The 18,386-nt window shown below is 68.7% G+C and carries 11 protein-coding genes; 5 read left to right on the top strand and 6 right to left on the bottom strand.

Annotation, left to right across the window (positions count from 1 at the left end; translation table 11 throughout):
* On the bottom strand, positions 1-1,251 hold the full coding sequence (locus ACGFH8_RS02555; RefSeq protein ID WP_393362308.1) for a hypothetical protein: 1,251 nt from the start codon (positions 1,249-1,251) through the stop codon (positions 1-3).
* Positions 1,252-1,348: 97 nt separating this feature from the next.
* Between ACGFH8_RS02555 and ACGFH8_RS02550 the strand changes: the two genes are divergently transcribed.
* The 4 genes from ACGFH8_RS02550 to ACGFH8_RS02535 are packed head-to-tail and all read left to right on the top strand — an operon-like array spanning position 1,349 to position 5,320.
* Complete coding sequence (locus tag ACGFH8_RS02550; protein ID WP_393362305.1) at positions 1,349-1,888, top strand: DUF2332 family protein; 540 nt, start codon at positions 1,349-1,351, stop codon at positions 1,886-1,888.
* Entirely contained in the window at positions 1,872-2,000 is a 129-nt protein-coding gene (locus ACGFH8_RS02545; protein ID WP_393362302.1) for a hypothetical protein, read from the top strand. Before ACGFH8_RS02550 ends, ACGFH8_RS02545 begins: the two co-directional genes overlap by 17 nt.
* 18 nt (positions 2,001-2,018) lie before the next feature.
* A complete protein-coding gene (locus tag ACGFH8_RS02540; protein ID WP_393362299.1) occupies positions 2,019-2,762 on the top strand; it encodes an ABC transporter ATP-binding protein in 744 nt (247 codons plus the stop codon).
* The gene (locus ACGFH8_RS02535) at positions 2,759-5,320 is read left to right on the top strand and encodes an ABC transporter permease (protein WP_393362296.1); all 2,562 of its coding nucleotides are present in this window, start codon (positions 2,759-2,761) and stop codon (positions 5,318-5,320) included. Before ACGFH8_RS02540 ends, ACGFH8_RS02535 begins: the two co-directional genes overlap by 4 nt.
* A 372-nt stretch (positions 5,321-5,692) precedes the next feature.
* Here ACGFH8_RS02535 and ACGFH8_RS02530 read toward each other — a convergent pair whose 3' ends face one another.
* The 3 genes from ACGFH8_RS02530 to ACGFH8_RS02520 all read right to left on the bottom strand — a co-directional run bounded on the left by ACGFH8_RS02530 (position 5,693) and on the right by ACGFH8_RS02520 (position 8,749).
* Positions 5,693-6,400, bottom strand: coding sequence for an SDR family oxidoreductase (locus tag ACGFH8_RS02530; RefSeq protein WP_393362293.1), 708 nt, complete (start codon positions 6,398-6,400; stop codon positions 5,693-5,695).
* Between the two features lie 182 nt (positions 6,401-6,582).
* Positions 6,583-7,572 carry a hypothetical protein gene (locus ACGFH8_RS02525; protein WP_393362290.1) on the bottom strand — a complete coding sequence of 330 codons (990 nt, stop codon included), beginning with the start codon at positions 7,570-7,572 and terminating at the stop codon, positions 6,583-6,585.
* A gap of 181 nt (positions 7,573-7,753) precedes the next feature.
* Positions 7,754-8,749 carry a LacI family DNA-binding transcriptional regulator gene (locus tag ACGFH8_RS02520; RefSeq protein ID WP_393362287.1) on the bottom strand — a complete coding sequence of 332 codons (996 nt, stop codon included), beginning with the start codon at positions 8,747-8,749 and terminating at the stop codon, positions 7,754-7,756.
* Positions 8,750-9,361: 612 nt separating this feature from the next.
* On the opposite strand from ACGFH8_RS02520, the gene ACGFH8_RS02515 reads away from it, so the two are divergent.
* Positions 9,362-12,073, top strand: a complete 2,712-nt coding sequence (locus ACGFH8_RS02515) for an RICIN domain-containing protein (RefSeq protein WP_393362284.1) — start codon at positions 9,362-9,364, stop codon at positions 12,071-12,073.
* Positions 12,074-12,283: 210 nt separating this feature from the next.
* Here ACGFH8_RS02515 and ACGFH8_RS02510 read toward each other — a convergent pair whose 3' ends face one another.
* Both ACGFH8_RS02510 and ACGFH8_RS02505 read right to left on the bottom strand, forming a co-directional pair.
* The gene (locus ACGFH8_RS02510; protein WP_393362281.1) at positions 12,284-15,142 is read right to left on the bottom strand and encodes a glycoside hydrolase N-terminal domain-containing protein; all 2,859 of its coding nucleotides are present in this window, start codon (positions 15,140-15,142) and stop codon (positions 12,284-12,286) included.
* Positions 15,143-15,150: 8 nt separating this feature from the next.
* Positions 15,151-18,042, bottom strand: a complete 2,892-nt coding sequence (locus ACGFH8_RS02505) for a glycoside hydrolase N-terminal domain-containing protein (protein ID WP_393362278.1) — start codon at positions 18,040-18,042, stop codon at positions 15,151-15,153.
* Positions 18,043-18,386: the final 344 nt, after the last annotated feature.

Genomic DNA, 18,386 nt, shown 5'->3' with positions numbered 1-18,386 from the left:
CTAGGGAGTTCCCGCGGTGATCTCCGCGTTCAGCCTTTGGACCGTGGTCACGTCGAATATCCCGTAACCCTTTTTGTCGACCTTGACGCCCAGATGGGTCTCGTAGAACCGGAAGACCAACCCGTAGCCGTCCGGGCACTCGAGGATCTTGTTCGACGGGCCGGTCTTCTTGCCCTGGCGTTCACACACCCGCATCATGAAGAAACCGGACCTCTCGTCGTCGCCCGAGGTCCCCGGCAGCGCGCCGAAGCCGGCCAGCATCGGGCTGGACTCGACGAACTTGAACGCGTAGCCCCGTGCCAACCGCCGCCGGAGGAAACGCTTCACGTCGCCGAACGTTCTGGAGAAGCTCTTGACCGTCTGGTCGGCCGGGAAGAACACCGGGGCCAGGCCCGGGTCGACGACCCCGTAGCGCGTGAGCCACTTGTCCTCGAACTCGAGCTCGACGACCGTATCGTCAGCGACGGCGGCTTTCCGCTTCTTCAGCAGCTTGATGACTTGCAGGAGCAGACTCACCTCGATGTCGAAGTTGCAGCCCCAGGCGCGCATGACGCCCCGAGAATCGAAACTGGCCATGAACCGGAACAGGCGCGAGATCGAGGTGACGGTGCCGTCGGCCGGCTCACCCATGGTGATGTTGAAGTCGATGGATGCACGTCCATCCTTGTCGGTGGTGTCCCGGAGCTTCGGATCTTTCCGGATATTGGAGCTGTTGACGAGGATCGGCCCTTCGATCCAGCCGTGGGAGAAGAAACTGACCTCAAGGACCGAGCCGTCCGGAGCGTCGTGCACCGAGCGATAGACGTCGGCGATCGACATGACCTGGTTCGTGGTGCCGTCCTGTTTGAACCGGGGCTGCTTCTTGTCCAGCTCGGTGTAGTCCGCAGCCACGTCGATGGCGCGGAACGGGCCCTTGCTCACGAAGACGGCGGGGTCGAACGTATCGCCGGTCCCGACGGAGCTGAGCGGCTTCCAGTCCCGCTCGGCCACCGTCGCCCGCTTGACCCCCTGGCCCGCGACGAACGCCCGGTCGATCACCTCGATCTTGCCGGTCTCCACGGAGAAGCGCAGAAACCGTAGCGTCGTGTCCACTGTGACCAGGGCATCCGGCTCACCCACGCTGCCGTTGATGGTCTCGATGCGTTCCCGGACCCGGCCGGTGCACATGCTCCCGAACGCGAGACCCTTTTCGCTGCCCCGGCCTTCGTAGTCGTACCCGGCCACCAGGACAAAGAACTTGGTCGTTGCCATCGGCGGCTCCTCCCCTCATCGGCGGTGCGGCCGTCGGAGGTCTCGGGTGTCATCTTGCCCGGGGTGGAGCGGCACGAGCCATCCTGTCGCCGGTCGGATGGCCGACTCCGGCGCCGACAGCGTGGTGACGCAGGTGCTCCGGCACATCAAGTACGACCGGCTGGAGCCACGACTGCGCCAGATGGTGGCCGACGACGAGCCGACCCAGGAAATCCTGGTGCGCCGTCGGCCGGTTCAGCAGCCGTCCTTCCTCCTCTTCGGCGCCGTGCACCACCTGTTGCTGGGCGGGGTCGAGCATGAGCTGCGTGACTTCCACCCGTCGCTCGTCGGTACGTCGGCGCGGAATCCGGCAGCCGCCGGACTCATGCGTGGGTTGTCACTGACTCCACCGATGCTCTTGATCTGTGTCAACAGCGTGAGTTCGAATCTGGCGCACATCCGCTCGCGCGGGCTGTTCGCTGTGAATCTCCTGAGTGATCGTGGCCGTGCCGCGGCGGATCTGTTCGCCAGTCACTGCCCGGATCGATTCGCCGGAACCAGGTGGCGTACGACCACCCTGCGACAGCTTCCGTTCCTGGTGGACGCCGCCCAGGGCGGTCAGCGAGTGCCGGGTGGTGCGGATGGATACGGTCGGTGATCACACCATCGTTGTCGGCGCGGTGGAGGCCGTGACGATGGAAGATGCGGATCCGACACCGCTATTACACGGTCTGGGTCGGTATAAAGTCTGGCCGAAATCGGTGACGTGAACTTTCCAGGAGGAGCCAGTGCAGGCCGTCGTCCCTCCCGCTCTGGCCGGAGCCGTTATACGCAAACGATTCGGTGTCGGCGAGTCTGCGATAAAGGCATTGAGGGAAGTCGATGTCACGATCCCATCCGGCGTCTTCACCGCCGTCGTGGGGCCCTCCGGCTCCGGCAAGTTGACGTTGTTGCACTGCCTGGCCGGGCTGGAAACCCTTACCTCCGGCTTGGTCAGCCTGGCCGGCGTTGAGATCAACGGTTTGTCCGACACCGAGTTGGCCAGGTTGCGGCGTGACGAGATCAGCTTCATCTTCCAGCCGTACAACCTGTTGCCGACTCTCACCGTCCGCCAGAACATCCTGCTGCCGCTCGACCTGGCCGGGCGCGCCGTCGACCGGCCATGGTTCGACCGGGTGGTGGAGGTGCTCGGTCTCGGTGACCGATTGGATCATCGGCCGGCCCAGCTCTCCGGCGGGCAGCAGGTCCGGGTGGCGGCCGCCCGCGCCCTGGTGACCCGCCCGGCGGTGGTCTTCGCCGACGAGCCCACCGGTAGCCTCGACACCCGATCGGGCGCCGAGGTGCTCAGCTTCCTGCGAACCTCGGTCCACGAACTCGGCCAGACGGTCGTCATGGTGACCCACGACCCGGTCGCGGCGAGCTTCGCCGACCGGGTGCTCTTCCTGGTCGACGGCACCGTCGTCAGCGAACTCATGGAACCCGCCGCCGACCTGGTCCTGGACGGTTTGAAGACGCTGGAGCAGGGCCGATGATGAGGCTGGCCTGGGCCAATGTCGTGCATCGGGCATCGCGGCTGCTGCTTCCCGGGCTCGCCGTCGCGCTCGGCGTCGCCTTCGTGGCCGGCACGCTCATGGTGACCGATACCATGCGCGCGGCACTGTTGGACCAACTCACCCGGACCTCAGCCACACTCGACGTGGTGGTGGAACGTCAGCCGCAGGACGTGGCGGGTAGTGCCCGGACCGTGCCGGCGGCGCTTCTCGACGAGGTGGCCACGGTAGACGGAGTGGCCGCGGCGCACGGTCAGGTCTGGGGGCCGGTGAAGGCCGCCCGACCGGACGGCCGGACGCTGGCAGCCGCGCCCAGCCGTACCCAACTGATCGGGATCGCCGACGAGTCCCAACTGTGGGACGTCAGGTTCGTGCGGGGGCAGGCCCCGGCCGGTCCCACCGACATCGCAATCGATCGCGACACCGCCAGTGAGCAGCGGATCGGAATCGGGGATCGATTGCTGCTCACGGCCGGCTCCGACGCCCGGCCGCAGCCGTACACCGTGACCGGTCTGATGGACGTGGACACCCGCCGGGACGACCTCGGTGACGGCGTGGTGGTCGGCACCACGGACGCGGTGGCCGTCCAACTGTTGAGGGCGACCGCGTTCGGCCGGATCGAGACCGTGGCAGCCTCAGGGCTGTCACAGGAGGCGCTGCGAGACCGCCTGGTCGCTCAACTGGGTGACCGGTACGCCGTCCGTACCGGCGCGGCCGTTCGAGCACAGGAAGCCCGCGACGCTGCCCGCGACCTCGACGGGTTCAGCAACGCCCTACTGGTGTTCGCTGGCATCACGACGATCGTCGCCGGGTTCGTGGCCTACAACACCTTCTCCGTCCTGCTCGCGCAACGTCTGCGGGAGACGGCGTTGCTGCGGTGCGTCGGGGCGACCCGGCGGCAGGTCCGCGTGGGGGCACTGGGAGAGTCCGCGCTACTCGGGTTCCTCGCCTCGGTGGTCGGCCTGGTGCTCGGCCTGGGCGCGGCGCGGGTGCTGTTGCGGGTCTTCGGCTCGGGCGAGGGCATCGACGTCGGAGGTGCCGCGCCGCTCCTTGAGCCTCGTACGGTGCTGGTCGCGTTCGTTCTGGGTCCGGTGGTCGCGATGCTGGCGGCCGTGGGCCCGACCCTGAGGGCCTCGCGCATCCGACCGGTGGAGGCCCTGCGGGACGCGGCGCCGCCGCCGGTGCGCTCTGCCGGTCGCCGCCTCCGCACGGCGACCGTGCTGGCGGCGCTCGCCGCCGTGCTGGTCGTCGGCGGGGTCGTCGCCGCCCGCACCCTCGCCCAGCCCGGTCGTCTCCCGATCGCCGTGGTGGTGGTCGGCGCGCTGGCGCTGATCACGGCGGTGCTGATCTTTGCGCCGCTGGCCATCCCGCGCCTGGGATCCGCGGCCGGCCGCATCCTCGGGCGGATCCTCGGGCACCCGGGACGGCTCGCCGGGGAGAACGCCCGCCGCAATCCGGAGCGGACCGCCACGACGGCGGCGGCGCTCTGCATCGGCCTGACCCTTGTCACCGTGGTCAGCACGATCGCGGCGGCCGCGACACGCTCCATCGAGGAGGATTTTGCGCAGAACTTCCCGTTCGCCTACACGCTGCGGGTGGACTCCGCGACCCCCACGGCCAGCACGGACGTGATGGCTGCCCTGCAGGTGCGGCCGGAGGTCGGCGCCGTGGTGGGCGCTCGGGGCCCCAGCTCGGCGACCGAGGTCATCGTGAACGGGCGGGCGATCCGGATGAAGGGTGTGGACGACACGGTCGCTCGTGCGGCCCCGACCGCTGTGGCAGAGGGTTCGCTGCGCGGCTTTGGTCCCGGCAAGGTGGCTCTCGAAGCGAAGCTGGCGCGTCAGCTGCGGGTCGAAGTGGGCGATCGGCTCACCGCCAGATCTGCGAACGGCACCGAACTCACCCTCAGCGTGGTGGCACTCCTGGACGCCATGTCGCCACTCGGTCCGTTCGCCGTCTCGGGTAACGACCTGACCCGCGTCGCACCGGCGCTACCGGTATCGGCGGTCTACGTGACCCAGGCGTCGGGCGCCACCGACGCGGCGTTTCGTCGTGCCGTCACCGACGTGGTCGCCGGGCAACCCGCGATCACTCCGGTGAGCAGTGCCCAGAGCATCAAGCAGTGGACTGAGGCGATGTCGACGTTGCGCAGCCTGCTGCTCTCGCTACTGGGGCTGTCGGTGCTGATCGCCTTCTTCAGCGTGGCCAACACGCTGTCGCTGTCGATCGTCGAGCGGACACGGGAGTCCGGCTTGTTGCGGGCTCTCGGGCTGACCAGGCGGCAGCTGAGCCGTACCTTGATGGCGGAGGGCTTCTTCGTGGTGACACTCGGCGCGGCCGCCGGTATCGTGCTCGGGGTCGGCCTCGGCTGGGCGGTGGCTGCGGCGATGAATTGGAGTCTGACGGCTGTCCTGTCGTTCCCCGCGGCGCAGATCGCTTTGTTCGCCGTCTTGGCGCTGGTTGTCGGCCTGCTCGCCACGGCGCTGCCGGCCTGGCGGGCGGGACGTTCGCCGATCATCCTGATGCTGGCTCGGGAGTAGCCCACGCTGCCATGGTCGTAGCGCGTCGTGATGTTGGGCCAGGTCTTCCCTCAAACGCCCCCGGACGTCACCCATGTCCTGTTCACCTCCGGCCGACCGCCCGCCGTGGCGATCCTCACCTGACCTGACGAGTCGACCAGCCGATGTGGTTACCGCGTTCGGCGCGAATTCTCAGCCGCCCCGTTCGACCCAGGTGCTGCGGGCCGCACGGACAAGCGAATAGGCGGTGACCGCGACCTTCAGGGCTTCGCTCTACGTCCGCACCCCTGCGACGGTCAGGCGGAGGCCCGGATTCATGCGAATCCGGGCCGTCCGCCGGGCGTCCGCCCGTTGACCAAGCCGCTTACTCCGGCAGGCGGATTGCCGGTGCAGTCAGGCGAAGAGGTTGCCGGTGATGTCGGCGTAGAAGTCGGCGGGATCGCGGGAGAGGGAGGCCTTGACGTTGGCGGTGGGCTTGTCAGCGATGACTTCGATCTTGCCTGCTTCCAGTCCGTCGAGGGCCTGGGCGACCACCTCGTGGGGCGCGAGCTTGGGGATGTCGAAGCCAGCCATCATGTCCGTGTCGGCGATCGCCAGCGCCAGGGCGGTGACCAGAGTCTTCTGGTCGGCCAACTCGAGTCGGATGCCATTCGTCAGGGACCACTCCGCGGCCTTGGAGGCGGCGTAGCCGTTGGTGCCGGGGTTGAAGGTGTACCAGCTCAGCGCCGAGATGACGTTGAGGATGGCGCCACCGGCCAGCCTGGGCGCGAAGGCGCGGGTGACGTTGAGAGTGCCCCAGAAGTTGGTATCGAGGTCGCGGCGGATGTTCTCCGTGGAGGGGCCGAGCAGCGGGGCTTCGGTGGAGGTGCCGGCGTTGTTGACGAGGATGTCGAGGCCGCCCACCTTGCCTGCGGCGGCCTCGATGGACGCGGGATCCGTGATGTCCAGCTGGAGCGCGATGGCACCGGGAATGTCGATGCTTTCCAGGCGACGGGCGGTCGCATAGACGGTGGCGCCCCGGGCGAGGAGGGCCTCGGCGAAGGCCTTGCCGAGGCCGCGGTTAGCGCCGGTCACGAGAGCTGTTGAGCCGTTGATTTGCATATCGCCACGCTAAAACCTCACGTTGACGTCAGGGGCAAACTTGTGCGAGGTGAATCACGCTCGCCCGTGTCGGCGGCGCTCGGCTCACGGCGACCCGGGTACGGCCGGTAACGCCCAGTCGGGCGAATCGGGCGTCACCGACCGCGCGAATGATCAAGAGCACGCCATGGTGGGAGGCCGCGTCACTGCATCGCGGTGGCCGGGGGGTGATCGAATGATTCGGGGCAGCGGAAGGTGTACAGCGAGTAGCCGCGCCCGATCTGCACGCCGACGGTGGCTGGGGACGCGGTCGGGTCTTCCTCGGATGGGCGCCAGCTGCAGTGCATGCCGTTCCAGTCGGTTGAGCCGACGGTGAGAACCAAGGTCATCGTGGTGCCACAGGCAGCACAGATCATCGGGTACGGATCGGTCAGTGACCAGTTCGCGTACCCGCCGACCTTCCAGCCTGGCGCCAGCGACAAGTCCCTCTGATAGTGGGGACGGCTCTCGTCCTCGTCGTCATCCCACTCGTCGAGCTGCTCGCGCAGGTCGTCGGGGAGCAGGCCGGCGTATTGGTACTCGCGGACCTGCTCGGGGTGAACCACGCACGGAATCGGCAGGTACGTGTCGCTGATCACCGGCGGTTCGGGAGGCGCTTCGAGTAGCGGGCCGACGGCGGAACTGTCGCGCCAGTAGAGAAAGACGCGCGGGCTGTAGTGCCGGTCCGAGTGGTCCACCGGGCACCACAGCACCTGGAGCAGGTCGGCGCCGTCCGGACCGGCGTAGTCCGGGATATCTCGTCGGTACAGCTGCGCGACTGGAACCAACGGGATGGCGTCCTCGATCAGGTCGTCCAGGTCCAGAGCGTCGGCCGCACCGAGCTCGGCCCGCTCCTCGACAGTCAAGAAGTCTCCGCCCGGCAGCGGCTCCCGAGCTTCTGCGGTCGCGAGGATCTGCCGCCTGCGGTGCAGGGCGGCCGGGGTCGTCAGGTTCCATGGCTCGTGCGCCCCGGCGTCGTCGCAGACCGGCCATACCTCGTCGGCCGGCCATAGCAGCGGTCCGCCGACCGAGCTGTCCATAACGGTCGGAGCGCCGGGTCGGGGATGCAGGCGGGTAGCGGTGGTGGAATGTTCCCGCAGTTCAGGGAAGAGCGCGGTGATGTCTAGGGGACGCGGAGGTGTGGTGCGGGCCATAGAGTTGGATCTTATGGCTCACGTGCAGGTCCTGAGCTCCGGGATGGCTCACACCGGCCGGCGTCTCGAGTCGCCTAACGCCACCCTGCCGACGTGCTGCCGATCGACGTAGGGCGTTGCGGGCGAGCGGCGGAAGTGTGCTGCGGGTCCGCCATCTGAGACGCCGATCCCACGAGCAATGTCATGAGGGCGGCCGGGGTGGTGGTGCAGTCGAGGCGCGGACGACGAGCTCGACCGGTTGGTCGGTCGCCGGTGGAAGCTCGATGTCCGGCTTCTCGATGACCTGTACCAGCAGCGCGAGGCCCTGCCGCGCGACCTCGTCGAACGGCTGCCGCACGGTGGTGAGCGGGGGAGTGACGTAGGCGGCGACCGGGATGTCGTCGAACCCGACGACGCTGATGTCCTCGGGCACCCGGCGCCCGGCCTCGAGCTGCGCGCGGATGAAGCCGATCGCCATGTCGTCGTTCGCGGCGAACACCGCGGTCACGGTGCCGTCGCCGGCCAGTTTCCGGCCCGCCGCGTAGCCGGACGCGGCCGACCAGTCGCCCTCGACGACCGGCGGCTCGTCCGCGCCGTGGGCTCGCAGCGCCTCGCGCCAGCCGGCGAGACGGTCCCGTGCCGAATACCACCGCTGCGGGCCGGCCAGGTGATGGACGGTCGGGTGCCCCAACTCCAGCAGGTGCTCGGTCGCGGCCCGCGCGAGCCGGCCCGCGCCGACCCTGGCGGTCACGACCTGCGGCGCGGTGAAGGTGGGCGGCGCGCCGAGGACCAGGACCGGCACGTCCACGCTGATGAGGCCGACGCCCTCGTCGATCGGCTCGGAGATGACGAGGCCGTCCACGCCCTGGTCCAGCAGCGACGCCAGGGCGCTCGCGATGCCACCCGGGTCGCCCTCGATGGTGGTGGCCACCCGCAGCGTGTAGCCCACCTTCCGGACCGCCCACTCGATGCCCATGAGCCACGACGCCGGCCCGTACAGGGCGCTGCCGAGCGTCACCACGCCGATCGACCGGGTCCGCCCGGAGGCCAGCGCCCGGGCCGCCTGGTTGCGCCGGTAGCCGAGCTCCGCGGCGGCGTCCAGGACCCGCCGGCGCACGTCGACCGAGACATACGGCTCGTCGTTGAGGACCCTGGACACCGTCTTCTGGGAGACGCCGGCCAGCCGCGCGACGTCCACGCTGCGCGGCGTCGGAGGGCTTCCACCAGGCCTCGCCAGTCGCGTCACGGCACCTCCCATCGCCGGCCACAGTCCTGTATGATTGCGCAGTCATGTCTACGCAGTCAGACACTCACCGTTAAGAGCCCGCGACCCGCCCGTGACGCTGGCGAAGCACGTTCCTTGCCGACACCCTAACCCCAGTTTCGAACCGAGAAGTTCAGGCCGGGCCCGCCCGCCGACTTCGCCGAGGACCGCAGCGCTGTCCGCGCCTTGAGCGTGTCACGCCGCCGGGCGCCGCAGAGGCGAATCGGTTCGCTATTCGATCGGTGCGCATCGCTCAGCCGGCGAGACGGAATGTCTGAGCGCGATGCCTTGGCACTCCGGAAGGGCCGTATCCATCGGCGGACGCTCGAAGCTTGCGAGGCGTCAGGAGCAGGAAGTAACCGTCTCGAAACCTTGACTTCACGCGCGCTGCGCCTTTTGATACAGGTCTATGTATCTGGGCCGCAACCATCCTTCCCGGATGGTCGGCGACGCCGGCAGATTTGTCGAATCGATTCGAGTCTCGGCCGTGAGGCTGTGCCCTGAACCGGTGTTGCGGAGCTGGCGGATGAGTCACAGGAGGTAACCGTGCATCGTACGAACGTCCACTGGGGTGGCCGATTGTCGGCAATGGCCAGAGGGCTGGCCGCGACCGTGGCGCTCGCCCTGCCCCTGACGCTGGGCGGCCTGACCCTGACGACCCCCGGGTCGACCCTGGCCGCGCCGGTCGCGAAGCAGAGTGTCGCGGCCGCCGGTGTTGACGGTGTGGCGGCCGGCAACGCCGCGGTCGCCTCGGTCGACCTGGCCGGGACGTGGAACTTCACGCCCGCGGGCCGGGGGGCGACCACGATCGCGGTACCCGGTGGCGGCTGGTACAAGCAGGGCTTCACCACCGTGAACGAGGCGGTGTACTCGCGCAGCATCACCGTGCCGGACTCGGGGCAGCCGCAGTCGACCTGGATCGAGTTCGGTGCCGTCAACCACCAGGCGACACTGTCGGTCGACGGCCGCGTGGTCGCCACCCAGACGACGGCGTTCACCCCGTCGAACTTCGACATCAGCGCATACGCGGCGCCCGGCACCACCCACACGATCACGGTGAACGTGAAGGGCCGCGGCGCGTTGAAGGCATCCAACGGCCGGTACCTGGTGCCCGACGCCGCCACGTGGTCCGAGGCGGTCCCGCAGGGGATCTTCGGGTCCGCGTTCCTGCGGGTGTACCCGGCGGTGTACGTCAGCGACACATTCGTGCGTACGTCGGTGGCGAACAAGACGCTGACCTACGACGTGACGGTGCGGAACACGTCGGGCAGTTCCCGGTCGGTGACGTTGACCGGGTCGCTGTCGTCCAGCAACGGAACGGCCTTCAGCTACCCGGCACTGCCCAGCCGTACGGTCACCGTGGCGGCCCGCTCGACCGCGACCGTGACCGTCGGGCCGGTCGCGTGGAACCTCGACAGCACCTCGTACTGGTGGCCCAACGTGCCGTACCGGTCGGGGTACCGGGCGCAGCTGCACGGGCTGACGGTGCATGCCGCCACCGACGACGGCCGGACGAGCGACGCCGAGTACCGGTTCGGGTTCCGGGAGGCCACCCAGAACGGTGACTACTACTACCTCAACGGCGTGCGCGTGAACTTCCGCGGCGACAACCTCCAGGGTGCCGACTATGACCGGATCAACAACGGCGGCAAGGGCGACGCGTACCACACCCTGCCCGGCTTCCTGCCCCCGTCGTCCGGCAACGGCGGCTGGCCGCAGGCGGTGGACAACTACCAGCGGCTGAACTACAACGTGGTGCGCATCCACCAGGAGCCCGGAAGCCCGTACATGTTGGATGTCGCCGACGAGATGGGCCTGATGATCATCGACGAGGTCGCGATTCGCGGCTCTCAATCCTCGCAGGAGTGGCAGAACTCCGTCGGACGCGACAACATGATCAACCACGCCCGTGCGCTGGTCCTGCGCGACCGCAACCACCCCGCGATCATCCGCTGGAGCCAGAACAACGAGCCGAACCAGAGCGGCCAGGACTCCGAGCAGTTCGAGAAGGACCTGTACGCGGCGATGAACGGCGCCGACGGCACCCGGCCGATCATCGTCGAGGTGGGCGTCGGCAACAACGTCAGCCTGTATCCCGGGATGACGTACGCCAACTTCGCGGTCATCCCGCACTACGTCGACGGCTTCGGCAGGTACGGGGAGGGCCTGGTCACCGTGAACGGGCGGCCCGACGGCGAGGGCGAGTTCATCTGGCCGGCATGCAACAACAAGCAGGGCTTCGAGTGGTTCGCCACCGCAACTGCTGCCAAGCGCGGCAAGGGCGCCACCGACCTGCGCCCGTACACGCTGCTGTCCGCCTGGGCCAGCGTCGTGCCCGGCGTGCGGTCCACCGACTTCACCCCGGAGGAGGGCGGTCACCCCATCTACGGCGTCGACAACCTGCCCGACCCGTGGAGCAACCCGCAGATCCAGCGCGTGCAGGCGGCGTTCAACCCGGTGGCCGCGATCGACCTTCCCTACTGGTCGGCCTCCGGCAATTCCGACTCCAACGGCAACTTCCCGCTGGCGCAGGCCGTGCCCACCTACGCCCGCAACGCCACGGTGACCCGCAACATCACCGTGTTCAACGACGACCTCACCAACACCTCGGTGGGCTTCACCTGGACCGCCCGGCTCGACAGCCCCACCGGCGCGGTCGTCGCGTCCGGCAGCACCACCCTGACCGTCCCGCTCGGCTCACGGGTGACCCAGCCGGTGTCCTTCACCGCTCCCGCCACCGGCAGCCGCGTGTACCTGCAGCTGTCGACCGCCAAGTCCGGCAGCACCGTCTTCACCGACGCGGTCGAGTACGTCAACCTCAGTGGAAGCGGCGGCGGAACCGGGCCCGCAGCGGGCACCTACCGCATCGTCAACCGCAACAGCGGCAAGCCCCTCGCCATCGCCGGCAACTCCACCGCCGACGGTGCCAAGGCGGTCCAGCAGAGCGGCACCCCCACGTGGACGATCAGCGCCACGCAGGACGCCTACACCCTGCGCTACACCGCCTCCGGAAAGATGCTCGACGTCAACGCCGGCAGCACCACCCAGGGCCTGCAACTACAGCAGTGGTCGGCCAATGGCGGCGCGAACCAGTCGTGGTACCTGCGGCCTACCGGTGACGGCTACTACACAATCGTCGCCCGCAGCAGCGGACTGGTAGCCGATGTCTCCGGTGCCTCGACCAGCGACGGGGCGCAGGTCGTGCAGTGGGCCGCCAACGGCGGGACCAACCAGCAGTGGCAGTTCGTACCCGCCTGACCAGTGGCAGGGGTGAGCGTCAAGTTCGGCCGCCGGTAACCGGCTGCCGATAGTCGCGCCGACTCGGGGGCACGGTTTGTGCTCCCGAGTCGGCCGCGATCCAATCACCGTGGAACGCCGCGATTGCGGCGGCGCTGACAACACACCCGATACACCGACGCGCGGTGGGTCAACCGGCCCTTGCGCGGTCCGTAGCGGTGAACCAGCCGGCTAGATTCGTTGAAGTTTGAATCGCTGGTTGGCGCCGGCGCCGGGGGTCCACTGGGAGATGCGGGCACCGTCGGCGGTCGAAGCCTGCCACACGTCCATTGCCAGGCCGCTTTGCCGGTTGATGAGTCTGACCACCCCGCCGCCCTGGTCGTCGACCCGCCATTGCTGGCTGGCGGCGTTGGATGCATCGGGTTGCTGGGTGATGTCGGCGCCGGTGCTGTTGCTGGCGGCCTGCAGGAACAGGCCGCTGTGCCGCGCCCTGATCCGGAAGTGGCCCCCGTCCGCCGACACGAACTCGAACTGCTGGTTCTGTCCGCTGGAGCTCTGCCACTGGATCAGCAACCCGCCGGCGGCGGTGGACGCACCGTTGATGTCGGCGGCCTTGCCGCTGTGCTGGGCCACGAGCCGGTAGTACGCACCAGTCTCGACCGGCCCCGAGTTGACCCCGGACGCGCGGTAGGTGTGGCCGGCCAGCCCGGTGAACTCCACGAGATCGGCCTCGATCCGCGTCGGCTGGACGGCGCTGCCGCTCGTCTCGTCGCGCAGTTCGAAGGTGCCGGCGAAGATCCGGTTGCGAACGCGGATGGGTCCGGCGCGATCGGGAACGACGACGAGCTCGGTTCGGCTGCTGCTCCACGAGGCGCCAACGGTGTATCCGCCGCGGCCCCGGAGCCCGGTGACCTGCCCGGTTGGCCAGGCGGATGGTAGTGCGGGCAGGAGGTGTAGTTCGCCCGCGTGGCTGTGGAGCAGCATTTCGGCGATGCCGGAGGTGGCGCCGAAGTTGCCGTCGATCTGGAAGGGCGGGTGCAGGTCGAACATGTTCGGCGCGAGCCGGTCGGTGCGCACCAGGTCGCGGAGGAGCTTGTGGGCGCGGGTGGCGTCTTCGAGTCGTGCCCAATAGTTGATCTTCCAGGCGAGGGACCAGCCGGTGCCGTCGTCGCCGCGCAGTTCCAGGGTCTGTCGTGCGGCCTGGTGCAGTTGTGGGGTTCCGCGTTTGGTGATCTGGTTGCTGGGGTGCAGCCCGTACAGGTGGGAGACGTGCCGGTGAGTCCGCTCGGTCTCCACCCAGTCGGCGAGCCATTCCTGGACGTTGCCGCGGGACCCGACACGCGTCGGCGGCAGCCGGTCCCGGGCGGTCAGTACCTGGGCGCGGTAGGTGGCATCCACATTGAGGACCTCGGCGGCCCGTGCGACGCCATTGAACAGGTCACGCAGGATCTGGTTGTCCATCGTCGGCCCCGCGCAGACGCTGGCGTTCGTGTGATGACGCAGCTCGGGCGAGTTCGACGGGTTGGTGACGAGGTAGCCGAGCGTCGGGTGGCTGACCAGCGTGTCGAGGAAGAACTGGGCGGCGCCCTTCATGGCCGGGTAGTTGGCGCGCAGGAACTCGACGTCTCCGGTGAACTGGTAGTGGTCCCAGATCATGGTGGCCAGCCAGGCGCCGCCGGTCTGCCACATCCCCCACAGGGCTTCGTCGACCACCGACGAGCCGCGCCACGCGTCGGTGTTGTGGTGGGTGACCCAACCCCCCGCGTTGTACTGCACCTGAGCAGTACGGGCGCCGGTCACCGTCAAATCTTTGATCAGGTCGAAGACCGGCAGGTAACACTCGGCCAGGTTGGTGGTGTCGGCCGGCCAGTAGTTCATCGGCAGGTTCGCGTTGATGGTGAACTTCGAGTCCCAGGAGGGCGCCATCTGGTCATTCCAGATCCCCTGCAGGTTCGCCGGCTGGCTGCCCGGCCGTGAGGAGGAGATCAGCAGGTAGCGACCGTACTGGAACAGCAGCGCGGAGAATTGCGGATCGTTGACGCTCGCGTGCTGCGCGATCCGTACGTCGGTGGTTTGGTCGGCCGCCGTCGTGCGTCCCAGATCGATCGACACCCGGTTGAACAGCGCCTGGTAGTCGGCCACATGGCGAGTGCGCAACTGGTCGAAGCCGATGGTACGGGCCGCGTCGAGGTGCCGCCGCGCGATGCCCTGGTAGTCGCCGTTGACGGTCCGGTAGTTGACGTAACTGGAACCGATCGACACCAACAGGGTGACGCTTGTCGCGCCGGAGACCCGCAGCGTGCCACCGGAGCTGCTGACCGTGCCGCCGCTCACGGCGGCATTGGCCAGGGCAAGGAACCGGACCTGCCCGTTGATGCCCTCCATGTTGCCGGAGACACCGTCGAGGCCGATCGTGGCGGCGTCCGGGCTGGACACGGTCGTCCGTTGCGGGCTGCTGAACGTGGCGGTGAACGTGATCGCGTTTGCCCGGTCGGCGGTCAGGCGGATCACGATCACCTGGTCCGGTGCGCTGGCGAAGACCTCACGCTGAAACCGCACCCCGTTGAGCACGTAGCTGGTGGTCGTGGTGGCCGTGGTCAGATCGAGGGTCCGCTGGTACTGCGACGCCCCGCTGGCACTGCCAAAAGCCAGCCGCAGGTCGCCGACCGGCTGGTAGGCCAACTGCCCGACCGGACTGCCCAGCATGGTCTGGTTGATCAGATCCTGCGCCTGCGTCCACTGATCGGCGAAGACCCGCCGCCGAATCTCCGCCAGGTTGGCCGCACCACGGGTGTTGGCCGAGTCGTACGGGCCACCGGCCCACACGGTGTCCTCGTTAAGCTGCAGCCGCTCGGTGTCGACATTCCCGAACACCATCGCGCCCAACCGGCCGTTGCCGATCGGCAGAGCCCGTAGCCAATCCGTACCCGCCGCCTCGTCGTACCACAACGCCAGGTCGTTGGCTGCCAGCACGCTTGGGGGTGCGGTCGACCCGGCCCGAGCGGCTGCGGTCCAACCCGCCGGCAGCAGCATGACACCAGCCCCCGCCGCCCCGGCGCCGAGAAGTTTCCTTCGTGTCACTTCGGACATGTTGCCTCCTAGACATCAACGATCTGCCATTCCTGGCTGATCTCGGAGCTGACCGGTTGCTGGATCACTCTGGCGCCGTCCGCGGTGGAGCCGCCTTCGACCCCGACACACCAGCCATTGCTCACATTGACGAGCCGGTGGTATCCGCTTGTCGTCGCCGGGACGAGATTCCACCACTGGTTACGTCCGCCGTTGTCGGCCCATTGCACGAGCGCCGCGCCCTGGCCCGAGCCACCTGGACTGTCCAGGACCTTCCCGCTCTTGACACCGGACAGCCGGAATGAGCCGTCGCTGTTGGGCAGCAGCCGCCACTGCTGGTTGGCCGCGCCAGTCCACGGCCACTGGATGACGGTTGCCCCGTCCGTGGTGGAGCCGCCGTTGACGTCCAGCACCTTCGCGCTGCGCCGGTTGACAAGTCGAACGACGCCGCTGGCGGCGGCGGCCGGCAGGCCGACGACGACCTGTATCTGTTGCCCGGCCGTCAACGAGATCACCCGGGCGTGCGGGCCGAGCGGCGAGGAGGTGACAGTCGCGGACGTGGTGATGGATGCCATCCCGCGCCGGCTGATCAGGGTGATCGCCTGGGTGATCGTCGAGGTGAGTGCCACGGTTACCGAGCGACCGGGCAGGTCCCAGGAGAGGCTGTGGATGCGGACCTGGTTGCGTCCGCGGACGCCGGTGATGGTGCCCCTGGCGAGCTGGCCGGGCACGGCGGGCAGCAGCTCGATGATGCCCGGCCTGGTGTAGACAAGCGCCTCGCTGAGTACGGCCGGCAGCGTGTTGGCCGCATCGGCGTTGTAGGTCTCCAGGTTCGGGTTGTGTGCTGTCATCAGCGACCGGAAGATCATGTTGTTGCCGATGATCTTCCGGAGGTTGCTGTAGACGCCCGCGGCGTCCTTCAGCCGAGCGGAGGCGAGGGCTCGATGCAGGCTGCCGTGCGCCGAGGTGTTCTCGTCACCCCGCAGCGCCAGCGCCCTGAGCGCGGCGGTGACCAGCCCGGGCGCCTCCTCGGGATTGATCTCGTGCAGGGGCCACGCGCCGTACAGGTGATGGACGTGCCGATGGTTGTAGCGGTCCGTGAGCCCCGGCCAGGACCATTCGGCGAGGGCGCCGCTGCCGTTGACCGTGTAGGGCGGGAGCTTCGCCAGCAGGGCCGTCCAGCGTGCGACACCCTGACCGGCACCCTGCTCGACACCGAGCGTGTTGGCGGCCTCGACGGCCGCCCGCAGGGCGTGTCTGCCGGCCTGGATGTCGCCGGTGGCGTTTATCGCCAGCAGGACGTTCGTGCTGGCTGGCGAGTTCTCCATCGAGAACGACGGCACGAACACCACACGGCCGGCCGAGTCGGTGCGGGTCAGGAAGTCCTCGTAGAACAGCGCCGGCTCCATCAGCGCCGGTCCCAGCTTCTCAGCCAGGAACGTCCGGTCCCCGGTGACCTGGTAATACTCCAGCAGCGGGTAGAGCAGCCAGTCCGCGCCGCCGGTCCAGCACTGGCCGGGGAAGCCGGGGTCGAAGTGCAGCATGTACCCGTACTCGCCGTCGGTGCGCGATGGGGCCAGGAAGCCGCGGGCGCCGTACAGGTTGCGAGCGTTGGTGCGCCAGTGCGCGAGCTGGCCGAGGATCAGGTTGAAGTAGCCCTGCATGGCGTCGGTGAGGTCGAGAATGTTGCCGCCCGCGACCTGCAGGTTGATGTTGGCATCGGTGGTGAAATCGTCGGCCCAGGCGCCATTCCAGGTGCCGGCCCAGATTCCGGTCAACCGCGGCGGCAGTACGCCGCTGGAGCTGATGAACAGGTACCGGCCGCTGTCGTAGAGGCGCTCCAGCAGGGCCAGATCGATGGTGTTGCGGTTGGCGTTCTGCCGGGCGATCAGCTGGGTGGTCGACAGCTGTCGGTCGGCGGCGGAGACGTTCAGGTCCAGGCGGGAGCGGTCGAACATCGCCGAGTGCAGGGTGACGTGCCGGGTCCGCAGCTCGGCATAGTCGGCGCGCACCGCGGCCAGCGCCGCGTGCAACGGCCTGCTGTCCCAGGCGGTGGGTGACTCGTACCGGTCGAGTTTGGTCAGCAGGACGAGCCTGGTCGCCGCGGTGACGACGATGCTCGACCCGTTCGCGGCTACCGTGCCACCGGTGGCGACGACCCGGGTGACGCCCTCGAAGCCGAACGCGCCCTGCCCGGACGGGTAGGTGCCGCGCAGGTTCAGGTAACCGGAACCGTCGATGACGCTGGCCAGGGTGGTGAAACGGACCGAGCCGGGGACGCCCGCGAGGGAGGTGTTGACGCTGAGCGTCGCGTCGATCGAGCGGCCGGACGCCGGGGTCAGTTCGTGTACGACGACGTGGTCGGCTCGGGAGGCGAAGGCGCGGCGGGTCCAGGTGCCGTAGCTGTCGGTCCAGGTGGAGGTGACCTCCCCGGTCCGGAAGTCGGTGCTGCGGGCGTACCCGTTGGCGGTGGTCATGCCGGGCGTACTGATCTGCAGCTCGAAGCCGGGGTGGTAGGTCTGGGTCCAGCGCAGGCTCCAGCCGGCCGCGAAGTCCGTGTTGGCTCCGGCGTAGTTCCCGGCCAGTGCCTTGTCTCGTACGCCGGCCAGCCGCCCGGAGATTACCGGCGGGGTCACGCCGCGGCTGCCGTTGGGCAGCACGAAGCGGTGGTGATTGAAGATCACCTTCTCGAGGGTCGGGGTTCCGTACAGGACGGCGCCGTACTCGCCGTTGCCGGTGAGGAACCCGTCCGTCCAGGTCGTCGCCGCCGACGCGTCGTAGATCCCGCGCTCGGGCAGCGTGGCCTGAGGCGCGGCGGCGGCGGCCCGTCCGGCGCCCACGGCCGGGATCAGGGCCGCCGAGCCGGCGGTCAGCGCGGCGGTGGCGAGCAGGTGCCTCCGGCTCACGGGCAGGTCTGTCATCAGAAGTTCCTCTCGATACCGCGCGCCGTCACTGGTTGCCGCGGCGTATCGATCGCGGCGTTGCCGGCCGTCACGTCGTCAAGTCCCGCGGCCGCGACACTTCGCGTCGCGACCGGCACGGCCGGGGCCGACCCGGGAGTTGCCAGGGTCAGGCCACCCAGCGTCAGGGGGAGGCCGAGCTCCACGGTCGCGGCCAGCCCTCTGACCGACGCCGACAATCGGTCACCCCAGCGGACGTTCCTACGATGCACGGCAACCTCCTGTGGCTCACCCGGCAGCCTGACGACTTCGGGTCAAGGCTTCGCTGCCGGCGGTCGTCGAATCGATTCGACGGCGCGCCAGCA

Origin of the sequence: Micromonospora sp. NPDC049175 (assembly GCF_043197345.1) — a bacterium.
Taxonomy (GTDB): domain Bacteria; phylum Actinomycetota; class Actinomycetes; order Mycobacteriales; family Micromonosporaceae; genus Micromonospora.
Note: the sequence above shows the minus strand (reverse complement) of the source record. Positions and strands in the feature narration are given on the sequence as shown.